The sequence below is a fragment of the Rhodococcus sp. NPDC060086 genome, assembly GCF_042730275.1.
Classification (GTDB): domain Bacteria; phylum Actinomycetota; class Actinomycetes; order Mycobacteriales; family Mycobacteriaceae; genus Rhodococcus.
In genome coordinates this window covers 1-15,642 of the sequence record NZ_JBHWWZ010000016.1, presented here as the reverse complement: position 1 = coordinate 15,642, position 15,642 = coordinate 1, and the positions used below count along the sequence as shown (strand labels likewise).

The window sequence follows — 15,642 nt, the reverse complement described above, 5'->3', positions numbered from 1 at the left end:
GCCGGGCCCGCCACCCAAACCCCCCGCCCCCCCCGGGGGGGGGGGGGGGGGGGGGGGGGGGGGGGGGTTGGGGGGGGGGGGGGGGGGGGGGGGGGGGGGGGGGCCCGCGGCCCCCCCCCCCGACCGCATCCCGCTCTCGCCCGCGCAGCAGCGGATGTGGCTGATCAACCGGTTCGACCCCGCGTCGCCGGTCTACAACATTCCCGTCGCGGTGCGCCTGTCCGGGTACCTCGACGTCGACGCGCTCCGGGCGGCGGTCGACGACGTCGTGCAGCGGCACGAGACTCTCCGCACCCTCTTCCCATCAGCGCCGGAGGCGGGACCGCAGCAGGTGGTGCTGGACACTGGGCAGCTCGACACTGGGCCGCTCGACCTCACCCCGCGCGTCGTCACGCCCGACACCCTGTACGACGAGATGGTCGCCGTCGCCGGCCGCGGATTCGACGTCACCGTCGAGACCCCCGCCCGCGGCGCACTGCTCCGGCTTGCGGACGACGAGCACGTGCTCGTCGTGGTGGTCCACCACATCGCCGCCGACGGCGCCTCGACGACGCCGCTCGCCCGCGACATTCTCGTCGCCTACCAGGCGCGACTGTCCGGAGCGGAACCCGCGTGGGCGCCGCTCGCGGTGCAGTACGCCGATTTCGCGGTGTGGCAACGCACCCTGCTGGGGGACCCTTCGGACCCCGCGTCGATCGCTGCGCATCAGCTCGCGTACTGGACCGAAGTCCTCGCCGACAAGCCGGCGGTGCTCGATCTGCCCGCCGACCGCCCGCGACCGGCCGTTGCCTCGCAGCGCGGCGCCCGCACCGACTTCCGCATCGACGCAGACACCGTGCGCGCCCTCGACGGCCTCGCCCGCAGTCGCGGCGCGACCCGCTTCATGGTCCTGCACGCGTCGCTCGCCGTGCTGCTCGGCAGACTCGGATCCACCGACGACGTCAGCGTGGGTACGCCCATCGCCGGTCGCGGGGAGGCCGCGCTCGACGATCTCGTCGGCATGTTCGTGGGCACCCTCGTCCTGCGCACCCGGATCGACCCGGGCGCCGGATTCGGCGAACTCCTCGACCGGGTCCGCGACACCGACCTCACCGCCTTCGGGCATGCCGACGTGCCGTTCGAGGAGATCGTCGACACCGTCGACCCCGTGCGCTCGCAGGCGCATGCACCGCTGTTCCAGGTGTCGCTGTCGCTGCAGAACCAGGGCACCGGTGTCCTCGAGCTGCCCGGTCTGACTGTCGAACCGCTCGACCCCGGTATCGACGTCGCCAAGGTGGATCTCGAATTCACCCTCCGCGACGATGAGGACGACGCGCTCGCGGCGTCGCTCACCTACGCCACCGATCTGTTCGACGCCGACACCGCCGCGACCCTCACCGAGCGCTGGACACGGCTGCTCCGAGCTGTCGCCACCGACCCGACGTTGCCGGTGGGCGACCTGCCGGTACTCGACGACGCCGAGACCACCCGCGCACTCGCACACGCGGTTCCCTCACCGCTACCCGCACGCACGCTGCCCGACATCTTCGCCGCAGGCGTGGCTGCCGATCCCGACGGCATCGCCGCCACCGACGGCACAAGGCAGCTCACCTACACCGAACTCGACCGCGCTTCCACCCAGCTCGCCCACAAGCTGCTCGAGCACGGGGTGCGACCGGAAACGATGGTGGCACTGTCATTCCCGCGGTCGATCGATGCGATCGTCGCGTTGTGGTCGGTGGTGAAGACCGGTGCCGCGTTCGTGCCGATCGACCCGGCACTGCCTGCAGCGCGCATCGAATACCTGCTGTCGGATTCGGGCGCGAGCGTCGGGATCGGCACGGGCCCGTCCGCCGTGCCCTGGCTCTCGGTGGACGCAGACGATCACCCCGATACTCCACTCGTTCCGACGATCACCGCGCTGTCCGCGGCGTACATGATCTACACGTCGGGCTCCACCGGCACACCCAAGGGCGTCGTTGTCACCCACCGCGGCCTCGCGGCATTCACCGCCGAACACCGGCCGGAGCTCGGCCTGGACACGACGTCGCGGATGCTGCGCTTCTCGTCGTCGAGCTTCGATGCCTCGGTGTTCGAGCAGATCGCCGCGTTCTCCGCCGGAGCCACCATGGTGGTCGCGCCCCCGGAGGTCGTCGGCGGCGCCGAGCTCACCGACCTGCTGCGCCGCGAACGCATCACGCATATCCTCACCGCTCCCGCGGCGCTCGGCACCCTCACCGCCGCAGACTTTCCCGATCTCGACGTCGTGGTCGTGGGCGGCGACGTGTGCCCGCCCGAACTCGTCGAGCGATTCGGCCCGACCTGCCGGTTCGTCAACAGCTACGGCCCCACCGAAACCACCATCATCATCACCGCCACCGCACCGCTGGCCCCGGGCGACGACATCACCATCGGCACGCCCCTCGACGGTTCCGGCGCCGTGGTGCTCGACAACCGGTTGACACCCGTCGCCGACGGTGTCGTCGGTGAGCTGTACCTGTCGGGCGCCGGTCTCGCCCGCGGCTACCACCGACGTCCCTCCCAGACCGCGTCGCGGTTCGTGGCGAACCCGTTCACCGGCGACCTCATGTACCGCACGGGCGACCTCGTGCGACGCACAGCCACCGGCGAACTCGACTTCATCGGCCGCAGCGACGCGCAGGTCCAGGTCCGTGGCCTGCGCATCGAACTCGGCGAGATCGAAGCCGCCCTCACTCGCCATGACGACGTGGCGCAGGCCGTCGTCGTCGTACATTCCGACCCACACACCGGAGACCGGATCATCGGGTACGCCGTGCCCGCGGCGGAGGCGACCGTCGATCCGCAGCAGGTCCGCGACCGGCTCGCCGACGAACTCCCTGCGTACATGGTGCCCGCGCAGATCCTCGTCCTCGAAGCTCTGCCGATCACCGCGCACGGCAAGCTCGACCGCAAGGCCCTGCCCGTTCCCGGGTTCGAGGCGCGCGCGTTCCGGGCGCCCGAGAACCCCATCGAACAGACCGTCGCTGCGGTCTACGCCGACCTCCTCGGCGCCGCGCAGGTAGGCCTCGACGACGACTTCTTCGAACTCGGCGGCAACTCGCTCAGCGCCACCCAACTCGTCGCACGACTCGGCGCTGCCCTCGACACCACCGTCCCGGTGCGAGCCGTGTTCGAAAGCCCCACGGTGAGTGCGCTCGCCGTGGTCGTCGCGCGCACCGCGGGAGAGGGCTCCCGGCCCGCGCTGGTGAAATACGAGCGGCCCGAACATATCCCGCTCTCGCTCGCGCAGAAGCGGATGTGGTTCTTCAACCGGTTCGACCCAGGGTCGGCCGCGTTCAACATCCCCATCGTGCTGCGGCTGACCGGCACCCTCGACGCGTCCGCATTGCGGGCGGCGATGCTCGACGTCCTCGAACGCCACGAATCGCTGCGAACCGTGTACACCGACACCGACATCGGGCCGGCGCAGATGATCGTGCCGGCGGATCAGGCTGTCACCGAGTTCGCGACGATCGACATCACGGCGGAGGATATCGAGGCGCGTCTCATCGAATTCGTCTCCCGCGGATTCGATCTCAGCATCGACCTTCCCGTGCGCGCGGGGTTGTTCAGGATCTCCGACGACGACCACGTGCTTGCCGTCGTCGCCCACCACATCGCCAGCGACGGCGGATCACAGGCCCCGCTGTCGCGCGACCTCGTCACCGCGTACCTCGCTCGGAGTCACGGAGACGCCCCGGGATGGGCGCCGTTGCCCGTGCAGTACGCCGATTACACGCTGTGGCAGAAGGACCTGCTCGGCAGCGAAGACGACCCGACGTCGCTCGTCGCGCGGCAACTCGCCTACTGGACGAGTGCGCTCGTCGATCTCCCCGACCTCGTCGAGATGCCCACCGATCATCCGCGTCCGGCCGTCCAGTCGTCGCGCGGAGCCACCTTCGAGTTCACGCTCGACGCCGAACTCACCGATCGCATCGAGCGGTTCACCCGTGAGCGCGGGGTCACACTGTTCATGCTCGCGCACACCGCAGTCGCCGTGCTGCTCGCCAGATGGTCCGACAGCACCGACATTCCGATCGGCACGCAGGTCGCCGGTCGCGGCGAACCCGCCCTCGACGACCTCGTCGGTATGTTCGGCAACACCCTCGTGCTGCGCCTGCAGATCGACCCCGCCGCCACGTTCGACGAGGTCCTCGCACAGGCCCGCGACGTCGACCTCGCCGCGTTCACGCACCCCGACGTGCCTGTCGAACGACTCGTCGAACTCCTCGACCCGACCCGGTCGACCGCGTATTCCGCGCTGTTCCAGACGTTGCTCGTCGTGCACAACTTCACCCGTTCCGAGGTGTCGCTTCCCGGATTGACCATCGCTCCGGTGGAATCCGGCGCCGTCGGCGCGAAACTCGATCTCGAGATCCACCTCGGGGAGAGCGTGGACGAAGGCGGGCGGCGGACCGGCATCGACGGTTCCATCACCTACGCGACCGACCTGTTCACCGACCGCACCGTCGGCCGGTTGTCCGCGCACCTCGTGGCCCTGCTCGACGCCGCAACCCGCGACCCCCACACCACGGTCGGCGACATCGACCTGCGCGGACCCGACGAACGCGCACTCGCGCGGGCCGTCAACGACACCGCGACCGGCCGTGACCCCGAGAAGGGTGGGGACTCCGACACGCTGCTCACCCGATTCGTCGCGCAGGCCGCACACACGCCTGATGCGGTCGCACTCGTGCTCGAAGGCGAGACGATCACGTACGAACAGTTCGCGTCGCGGGTGAATCGCCTCGCGCGGCACCTCGTCGGCGAGGGGGTCGGGCCGGACTCGCTCGTCGGGATCTACGCCGCACGCTCGGTGGAGATGATGGTCGGGATCTACGCGACGCTGCAGGCAGGCGGCGCCTACGTGCCACTGGACCCGGAGCATCCCGCAGAGCGCACCGAGTACGTCCTCGACACCGCGCGGCCCGTGCTCGTGCTCACCACCTCGGCCGAACGTGCGACGCTTCCCGGCGCGCACCGGGTCGTGGAGGTCGACGCCGCGCTTCCCGGCCTGTCCGACGCGCCACTCACCGACACCGACCGGCTCGGACCGCTGCGCGGCGGCAACATCGCGTACGTCATCTTCACGTCCGGATCCACCGGACGACCCAAAGGTGTCGCCGTCGAACACCGCGCCGTGACCAACCAGATCGCGTGGATGCGCGAACGCTACGACCTCCGCCCCGGCGACGCCGCCATGCACAAGACACCGATCACGTTCGACGCATCGGTGTGGGAACTGTTCTATCCCCTGCAGGTGGGCGCGCGACTCGTCATCGCCGCACCCGGTGGTCACCGAGACCCCGCCTACCTCGCGGACCTGTCGCGCGACGAGGGCGTGTGCATCCTCGAATTCGTGCCGTCGATGCTCGCGGCGTTCCTGGCCGACCCGGAACTCGAACTGCCCGACTCGGTGCGCTACCTGTCGGTCGGCGGCGAAGCTCTACCCGCCGACCTCGCCGCCCAGGTCGCGGCCCGCACCGGTGCCGTACTCGACAACACCTACGGCCCCACCGAAGCCACCGTGACGTCGACGGTGCTACGTAGCGATGGCAACTACCAGGGCTCGGTGCCGATCGGCCGCCCGATCCGGAACACCACCGCCCACGTCCTCGACACGCGGCTGCACTCGGCTCCGGTGGGCATCCCCGGCGAGCTGTACCTCGGTGGAATCCAGCTGGCGCGTGGCTATCACGGACGCGCCGACCTGACCGCCGAGCGGTTCGTCGCCGCTCCGAGTGGTGAACGGCTGTATCGCACCGGCGACCGCGTCCGGCTGCTTCCCGACGGCACCCTGGACTTCCTCGGCCGCACCGACTTCCAGGTCAAGGTCCGAGGCCTGCGCATCGAGCTCGGTGAGATCGAATCCGCGATCGTCACCCTCGACGAAGTTGCCCGCGCAGTGGTCGTGGTGCACGACAGCGATCACGGACCGCGACTCGTCGCATATGTTGTCCCCATCAGCGGCGCTGCGGTGGACCGCGACGCGGTGCGCGGTGCCGCAGGCCGTACATTGCCGCGCTACATGGTGCCCGACGTGGTCATGTTGCTCGATGCGTTGCCGCTCAACGCATCCGGCAAGCTCGACAGGCGCGCGCTACCGGAACCCGAGATGGCCGCTCGCGAATTCCGGGTACCTCGCGGCGACGTCGAACAAGCGGTGGCCGCCGCGGTCGCCGCGGTCCTCGACGTCGAACGTGTAGGCCTGGACGACGACTTCTTTGCGCTCGGCGGCAACTCGCTCGTCGCAACGCGTGTGGTGTCGCGGATCGGCGCGGCACTCGGAGTCGACGTGCCGCTGCGCACGCTGTTCGAACACCCCACCGTCGAAGCCCTCGCCGCGGCGGTGGCGGATCTTGCTGTGGCCGGTGCCCGACTCCCGCTCGTCGCGCGGGAACGTCCGGAACTGGTGCCGCTGTCGTTCGCGCAGCAGCGGATGTGGTTCCTCAACCGGTTCGATCCCGCGTCGGCGACCTACAACATCCCCGCAGCGATCAGACTCACGGGCGACCTCGACGTCGACGCGCTGCGCGGCGCCATCGGCGACCTCCTCGCACGCCACGAGATCCTGCGGACCGTCTACCCCGAGATCGACGGTGTCGGAGTGCAGGTCATCAGGCCCGTCTCCGAGATCACCCTCGATCTGATCGAGGAGGACATCGAACCGGACCGGGCGGTCGAAGTCGTCACCGGCGTCATCCGATCCGGATTCGACGTCACCACGGACGTACCGGTGCGCGCACGGTTACTCCGCGTCGGTGAACGCGAGTTCGTTCTCGTCGTCGTCGTGCACCACATCGCAGCAGACGGCTTCTCCATCGGACCGATGCTGCGCGACGTGATGGTCGCGTACGCGGCCCGGTCGACGGGGCAGGCCCCGGTCTGGGCACCGCTCGATGTGCAGTACGCCGATTACACCCTGTGGCAGCGCGACACACTCGGTTCCGAAGACGATCCCACGAGTGTGATCTCGCGCCAGATCGGCTACTGGACCCATGCGCTCGCAGACGTGCCCGACGTCCTTGAGCTACCCGCCGATCGTGCGCGACCGGCGGTCGCCTCGTATCGCGGCGCCGCCCACCGCATGCGGCTCGATGCCTCGACGCATCGGAACCTGCTCGATCTCGCCCGTTCGCGGAACGCGACGCTGTTCATGGTGCTGTACAGCGCGCTGAGTGCCGAACTCGCGCGTCTGAGCGGTACCGACGACATCTCCATCGGCACACCCGTCGCCGGTCGTGGTGAACAAGCTCTCGACGATCTGATCGGCATGTTCGTCAACACCCTCGTGCTCCGTAACGAGGTAGATCCCGACGAGCCGTTCTCGGCTCTGCTGTCGCGCTCACGTGAGATTGCTCTCGGCGCATTCGCGCACGCCGACGTGCCGTTCGAACAACTCGTCGAGGTCCTCGACCCGCCGCGGTCGCAAGCACACAACCCCCTGTTCCAGGTGATGCTGACCCTCCAGAACATGGAGCGCAGCCACTTCGAACTCGACGACGTTCGAATCGAAGCGATCGACGCGGACCTCGGCGAAGCGAAGGTCGACCTCCAGATCACCGTGTTCGAGGTGTTCGACGACGACGGTGCACCCGCAGGCATCGATGCGGAGTGGACATATGCGACCGACCTGTTCGACAACACGACCGTCGTCTCGTTCGCGGAGCGCTTCACACGGCTGCTGGCGGCGGTCCTAGCCGATCCGGAACTGCGTGTCGCGGCCTTGCCGTTGCTCGACGACGACGAGCGAGCCGCCGTCCTGGCGCTCGGTGTCGGACCGAAATCGATTGCTGATGAATGCATCACGCCCGACAACTCCGAGGGGACCGCAGTCACGTCGGCCGAGGAATCGCTGACCCGCGGCGAATTCGACGACCGTGTCGCGGGGCTTGCCCGCGAACTGATCGCGCGCGGGATCGGCCCGGAGACGCGTGTCGCGGTGTACATGGAACGCAGCGTCGATCTGCTCGTCGCCATCCACGCGATCCTGCAGGCCGGTGGCGCGTACGTCCCGCTCGACCCCTCTCATCCGGTCGAGCGCATCGCTCACATCGTCGAGACCTCCAAGCCTGTTCTCGCGATGGTCCGCGCGTCCACGGAGACATTGCCCGTCCCGATGCTCGACGTCACCTCGGTCGATGCGTCCCACACCACGTCGCCGATCTCCGACGTCGATCGGCTCACACCGCTGCGCCCCGACCACACCGCGTACGTGGTGTTCACGTCGGGATCGACGGGCAGGCCCAAGGGCGTCGCCGTCACACATCGCGCATTGAACACTCAGCTCGACTGGATGCGGCACACGCTCGGCCTGACCGGCGATGACGTGGTCTTGTGGAAGACGCCCGTGACATTCGATGCGTCGGTGTGGGAGCTGTTTCTGCCCATGCGTATCGGTGCGAGGCTCGTGGTCGCCGACCCCGATGGTCACGCCGACCCGGCATACCTCGCGTCGGTGATCGCCGCAGAGCAGGTGACGATCGCTCAGTTCGTGCCGTCGGTACTCGATCCTGTCCTCGACGAGGATCCGGGACCGTCTTTGCAGCATGTGTTCTCGGGTGGCGAACCACTTCGGGTCGCTACTGCCGAACGAGTCTGCGATGTCCTCGGCGCACAGATCCACAATCTGTACGGGCCGACGGAAACCACAATCCAAGTTACCCACCGGTCGGGAACATCCGGTACGGGGCAGAGTATTCCGATCGGTACACCGGTCGCAGAGACGACCTTGCTGGTGCTCGATGCGCGGTTGCGGCCGGTTCCGGTCGGCGTGCGCGGCGAACTCTATGTCGCGGGAGCGCAGCTAGCGCGCGGCTACGAGAACGCCACCGGTCAGACGGCGTCGCGCTTCGTTGCCGACCCGTACTCGACGAGCGGCACGCGAATGTATCGCACGGGTGACGTCGTGAGATGGACGCCGGCGGGCGAGCTCGAGTACCTGGGCCGCAGCGACCATCAGATCAAACTGCGTGGTCTCCGCATCGAGATCGGTGAGATCGAGTCGGTGCTCCAAGCGATGGATACCGTCGCCGCGGCTGCGGTCGCGGTGGTGTCGGATCGGCTCGTCGGCTATGTCGTTCCCGCAGACGGCACTCTTGTCGATCTCGATTCTGTTCGTGATGCAGCATCAGATCAATTGCCGTCGTACATGATTCCCGACGTAGTCGTTCTACTCGAGGCGATGCCGCTCAACACCTCCGGCAAACTCGACCGCAGAGCGCTTCCGGAGCCGGTGTTCGAGACCCGGGAGTTCCGGGCGCCGACGCGTGCGACGCAAGAAACCGTTGCGCAGGTCTTCGCCGACGTTCTCGGCATCGAGCAGGTCGGCCTGGACGACGACTTCTTCTCCCTCGGTGGCAATTCGCTCGTCGCAACTCGGGTTGCATCTCGGTTGGGTGCTGCAGTCGATGCGCAGATTCCGGTGCGGCTGTTGTTCGAGTCGCCGACGGTGGAAGCGCTGGCTTCCGCGGTCGACGAACTGGCGGGAACAGGCGGCACCATCATACTCGAGCCCCAGCCGCGCCCGGAGCGGATTCCGTTGTCGCTTGCCCAGAATCGGATGTGGTTCTTGAACCGATTCGATCCGGGTTCTGCGGTGAACAATATTCCGGCTGCGATTCGCCTGTCCGGGCATCTCGATGTCGCGGCATTGCAGTCTGCGGTGTCGGATCTGATCGTGCGCCACGAAGTGTTGCGGACGGTGTATCCGGAGGTCGATGGTGTCGGGCATCAGGTTGTGTTGCCGCCGGTCGGGTTCTCGGAACTTCTTTCGGTCGAATCTGTTTCGGCTGACGAGGTGTTCGAACGTGCTGCGTTGTTGGTCGGTGCCGGCTTCGATGTGACGGCGGCGCCTCCGTTGCGTGCTGTGCTGTTGCGAGTATCGGACACCGAGCATGTGCTGGTTGTTGTTGTGCATCATATTGCGGCTGACGGCTTCTCGATGGGGCCGTTGTCGCAGGATGTGATGTTGGCGTATGCGGCGCGTGCAGCGGGTGAGATTCCGTCGTGGGAGCCGCTCGAAGTGCAGTACGCGGATTACGCGTTGTGGCAGCGAAAGATTCTCGGTTCGGAATCGGATCCGGAGTCGGTGTTGTCGCGTCAGCTGACGTACTGGTCCGAGGTGTTGGCCGGGGTACCCGATGTGCTGGACTTGCCGGCGGACCGGTCGCGTCCGGCAGCGGCGTCGTATCGGGGTGCGTCGCATGAATTCGCGCTCGATGAGTCGCTGAGTTCGGGTATCGAATCGCTCGCGCGTGACCGCAATGTCACGCCGTTCATGTTGGTGCACAGTGTGCTTGCGGTCCTCCTCGCGAGGATGTCGGGTACACGTGACATTGTGATCGGCACTCCGGTGGCAGGGCGCGGTGAGCAGGCATTGGACGATCTGATCGGGATGTTTGTCAATACCCTGGTCCTGAGGACCGAGATCGATGGTGCGGAGTCGTTCGAGGAGTTGCTGTCGCGGGTCAAGGATGTGGATCTCGGGGCGTTCGGGCATGCGGATGTGCCGTTCGAGCGTTTGGTGGAGGCGCTCGATCCGGTTCGGTCGACCGCGTGGAATCCGTTGTTCCAGGTGATGCTCACATTCCAGAACTTTGCGCCGACGAGCTTCGAGCTGCCGGGCTTGATGTTGTCGGCAGTAGAGGCGGATCTGCGGCTCGCAAAGGTTGACCTGCAGTTCACGCTGTCGGAGCAGGCGGGAGGCGGATTCACCGCGGCGATCACCTATGCGACGGATCTATTCGACGAAGTCGGCATCTCGTTGCTTGCGCAGAGGTTCACCAGGCTATTGGCCGCGGTGGTTGCAGCACCGGAGATCGAGGTCGGTGCTGTCGACTTGCTCGCGAGCGATGAACGGGCACGGTTGGAGATGATCGGTAAGGGCACTGTCGTGCCTGTTCTGGGCCAGCTGGTCCCTGACCTGCTGACTGAGCAGGTGGAACGTTCACCCGATGCGCCCGCGTTGGTGGCCGATGGGCGTATGGTCTCTTATCGTGAGTTCGCCCGCGACGTCTTGCTGCTCGCCCATCACCTCATCGGTTTAGGAGTCGGTCCAGAAGTCCGTGTCGCGGTTGCGATGGGTCGATCGCTCGACTTGGTAGTTGCCCTCCACGCGGTGCTCGCGGCGGGTGGAACGTATATTCCGATTGATCCGGAGCAACCGGCCGAACGCATCGCCCACATACTCGACGCTGCGAATCCGACGCTTGTGCTGAGCAGGTCGAATTATGACATCGATACCGATCGAAATGTGTTGTGTATAGACACGATAGATCTGGACGGTCGCGATGATTCGGTGACCGACGCCGATCGGCTTGCTCCGTTGCGGCCCGGAAACACTGCGTATGTGATCTTCACATCAGGATCGACCGGGCGTCCGAAGGGTGTTGCGGTCAGTCACGCGGCCGCAGTGAACCAGATAGCGTGGATTTCGGACCGGTTCGGTATCGGTGCGGCCGATACTGTGCTCTTGAAGACGCCGTTCACCTTCGATGTGTCGGTGTGGGAATTGTTTGCGCCGTTGGCGTGTGGTGCACGATTGGTCGTGGCCTCCGCGAACGGACATAAGGATCCGCAATATCTGGCGGAGACGATCGACGAGCACGCGGTGAGCTTGGTGTCGTTCGTTCCGTCGATGCTCGACGTGTTCGTCGAGCAGTTGAATACCGATGCGTGCGGTTCACTTCGAGCCGTCCTTGTTGCGGGTGAGGCACTGGGGCCGGTAACGGTGTCGCGATTGCGGTCAGTTTTGCCGAATGCCATGGTGCACAATCTGTATGGTCCGACAGAGTTCACAGTGCATGCCACAGAGACCGTGATCGACGACGAACGTGCGGTGGTGTCGATCGGTCGACCGGTGTGGAACAGCGATGCCTATGTACTCGATGCTCGGTTGCAGCTTGTTCCGGATGGTGTGCCCGGCGAGCTGTACCTGTCGGGTCCGCAGGTGGCTCGCGGGTATGAGGGGCGCCCTGACCTGACTGCGGATCGGTTCGTTGCAAATCCGTTTGCTGATGGTTTCTGCATGTACCGCACCGGCGATATGGTGCGACGGAATAATTCCGGTGATTTGGAGTACATCGGGCGTAGTGATTTCCAGGTCAAGCTGCGAGGTCTTCGGATCGAGCTGGGCGAGGTAGAAACAGTGTTGCGCGGTATCGATCATGTTGGGGCGTGTGTGGTCGTGGCGCGTGCGGATCAGTTGGTCGGGTACGTGGTTCCGGCGGGTGATGTGGACGTTTCCGATCTGCGCGCGGCGATGTCGCGGGTGCTGCCGGGTTACATGGTCCCGTCGCAATTCGTAGTGCTCGAGGCGTTGCCCCTCAATGCGTCCGGCAAACTGGATAGGAAGGCGTTGCCGGATCCCGTGTTCGAGGCGCGCGAGTTCCGCGCCCCGACCACACGAGTCGAGCTCGCGGTGGCGTCGGTGTTCGCCGAGGTGTTGGGTACCGAACAGGTGGGCCTGGACGACGACTTCTTCGCACTCGGCGGTACCTCCCTCGTCGCCACCACACTCGTCTCGCGATTGCGCGCCGAGCTGGACACCCAGGTGCCGTTGCAGTGGCTGTTCCAAGCGTCGACCGTCGAAGGCTTAGCTCGATTGGTTGCCGAGGGAACCGATACGAGCATGGCGGATGCACTCGGCCCGGTGCTGCCGCTGCGCGCGCAGGGTTCGGGCACCCCGTTGTTCTGCGTGCATCCGATCGTTGGGTTGTCGTGGTGCTACACCGGCCTGTCGCAGCAGCTCGACACCGACGTCTACGGGCTGCAGACGCCGGCCGGCCTCGAAGCCGACTTCGCGCCCGCCACCCTCGACGATCTCGCCACGCGGTACGTCGAGGAGCTTCGCCGCGTGCAGCCGCACGGACCGTACCGACTGCTCGGGTGGTCGCTCGGCGGCGTGATCGCCCACGCGATGGCGGTGCAACTGCAGGCCGCAGGCGAATCGGTGGAGCACCTCGTGATGCTCGACAGCTTCGTGGGCGGCTCGTCCGAACCGTCGGCCGATGAAGGGGCAGAGGTGTCCATGTCCGATCTGGTCGCGGGCTTCGGTTTCGACGGCAACGCGCCGCAGAGCATCTCGGGGCTCGTCGCGACCGTCGCAGAGCTGACCGGTAATTCGGTCGACGACACCGAAGAGATGGTGCAACGACTGATCGCGACGGCGGAACACAATTCGCTGCTGCTCGGCCGACACCGTCCAGGAGTGTTCGACGGCGACGTCGTGTACTTCACCGCCTCCTCCGACGGCCGACGCGGAGCTGCGGACTGGGCCGACGCTGTCACCGGCGAGATCCATGATCATTCAGTGCCCGTGACACATTGGCACATGACTTCGCCCGAGGCCCTTGCGGTTGTCGGACCAGCGGTGCGTAGAGTCATCGAACCGCCACCGACTACCGACAACTGACAGGCCGGAACCGCCATATGACCAAGTACGTTCCTCGTCGAGCCGCTTTGTGCGCTGCGGTCGCGTTCGCCTTCGCGGTGCCTGCCGTGCCCGCTGTCGCCGCGCCTGCGGCACATGTGGATCGGGTCGAGCAGGTCGACGACCGCCACTCGGACATGCACGTGTACTCGCCGTCGATGGATCGCGACATTCCCCTGCAGGTCATCAAGCCTGCAGACACATCTGTTCCGCGCCCGACGCTGTACCTGCTCAACGGCGCCGGCGGCGGTGAGGACGGCGCGAACTGGCTCAACCAGACCAAGATCCTCGACTTCCTCGACGACAAGAACGTCAACGTCGTCATCCCCGCCGAAGGCATGTTCACGTATTACACCGACTGGGTCCAGGAAGATCCGGTCGTCGGAGTGGCCAAGTGGCAGACGTTCCTGACGGAGGAACTGCCCCCGGTGATCGACGACGCGCTGGGCACGACGGGTGTCAACGCGATCGCGGGCCTGTCGATGGCCGCAACGTCGGTGCTCGACCTCGCGATCCACGCTCCCGGCCTCTACCGCGGGGTCGCGTCGTACAGCGGGTGCGCGCAGACCAGCGACCTACTCGGGCAGACCTATCTGCGGTCGGTGGTCGAAGGCATGGGGGAAACGGACGCTACGAACATGTGGGGCCCGTACGACGGGGAAGGTTGGGTCGAGCACGACCCGACCGTCAATGCGGAAGGCCTACGCGGCCTCTCGCTGTACATCTCGAACGGCTCGGGTCTGCCCGGCCCGTACGAGAGCCCGGCACTTCCACGGACAGCGCAGTCACCGCCGTTGCTCGACCAGGTGGTCGTGGGCGGTGTCATCGAGGCTGCCACCAACATCTGCACTCACCGACTCCAGGAACGACTGGTGGAACTCGACATCCCCGCGACGTTCCACTTCCGGCCCGAGGGCACCCACTCGTGGGGCTACTGGGAAGACGAGCTTCAGCGTTCTTGGCCGCAGCTCGCCGAGTCGATGGAGCTGTGATCGTCCAGCGCGCTCAGTACGAGGTCGACGGTCGTCGGATCGGCCAATAGACCCAGGTGCCCGGCCGTCTTGTGCACGAGAACGACGGGTTCCTGTCCCTCCACCTGTGGGGGCTGTATGGAAGTTGTCCACAGGTGGTCTCTCCATCCACAGAATCCGCGATTCCCTGAAACGGCGCTGGCGCTGGTCGAACCCGTAGACGACGCTGCGTCGTGTGAGGGACGACAAGATCATTCGACGATGCGAGGCGCGTGCGCGCGGCGTCACTGATTCTGAAGTTCGGCGCCTGGTGCGAACGGGGGCATGGATCCGGTTGGGCTCGGGTGTGTATATCCCGTCCGACATCTACACCGACGCAGATGAGCGAGATCGTCACGTCTACCGCGCGCTGGCTGCGATGGAGCACTTCCGAGAAGGAGTCGCTCTGAGTCACGTGTCGGCGGCGATGCTGCACGGCCTGGAGACATGGCAGATTTCGCTCGATGTCGTCCATGTGACTCGCAACCGCTCCGGTGGAAGTCGGCGGGGATCCGGGTGCGTTCTGCACTCATCGAAGTTCACCGAGGACGAAGTGACTCCGAAGGACAGCGTGCGGGTGCTCTCAGTGGCGCGGACGATCACCGACCTCGCGTCGACGCTGTCGTTCGAGCAGGCTGTCGTGGTGGGGGACCGAGCCCTGAGGATCGGCACCACGACGCTCGACGAACTGAAGCGAGCTGTCGAGCGGATGGGTCGGCATCCGGGCAGAGCCAAAGCGGCGCGTGCTGTTCGGCTCATGAGCGATCGCAGCGACAGTGTCGGCGAATCCCGCAGCCGAGTGCTGATGATCGGCGCGCAGTTGCCCATCCCCGAAGAACAACCTGATGTGTTCGATGCGAATGGTCGCTGGTTGGCCCGCGTCGACTTCCTGCTTCCTGAGCACGGAGTGATCGGCGAGTTCGACGGGCGGATCAAGTACCGGCGTGACGGTGTCGCCACTACCGAAGCGGAAGACGTCGTCTTTCAAGAGAAGCTGCGCGAGGATCGGCTGCGGCATGCAGGATGGGTCGTCGTGCGGTGGACGTGGGCAGATCTGCAGACGCCGGACACACTCGTCGCCCGGATTCGCGAGGGGATTGCACTGGCTGCGAGGGGGAGCGGTCCGGTGGGGACGTTCGACACCCGGAAGCTAGCAGGGCAAATGTAAAGCAAGCAGCCCTGGTGGATGACCACCAGGGC

General features: G+C 66.3%; 3 protein-coding genes. All 3 read left to right on the top strand.

Annotated elements, in window-relative coordinates; all coding sequences use genetic code 11:
* Window positions 1-13,414 (top strand): amino acid adenylation domain-containing protein (locus ACFWB0_RS11855; protein ID WP_378490635.1); only part of this gene is annotated, 13,414 nt, incomplete at its 5' end.
* Window positions 13,415-13,431: 17 nt separating this feature from the next.
* The gene (locus tag ACFWB0_RS11850; protein ID WP_378490634.1) at window positions 13,432-14,424 is read left to right on the top strand and encodes an alpha/beta hydrolase; all 993 of its coding nucleotides are present in this window, start codon (window positions 13,432-13,434) and stop codon (window positions 14,422-14,424) included.
* Between the two features lie 214 nt (window positions 14,425-14,638).
* Window positions 14,639-15,610: a type IV toxin-antitoxin system AbiEi family antitoxin domain-containing protein gene (locus tag ACFWB0_RS11845; RefSeq protein WP_378490633.1), complete on the top strand. Its 972-nt coding sequence runs from the start codon at window positions 14,639-14,641 to the stop codon at window positions 15,608-15,610.
* The last annotated feature ends 32 nt before the right edge of the window (window positions 15,611-15,642 follow it).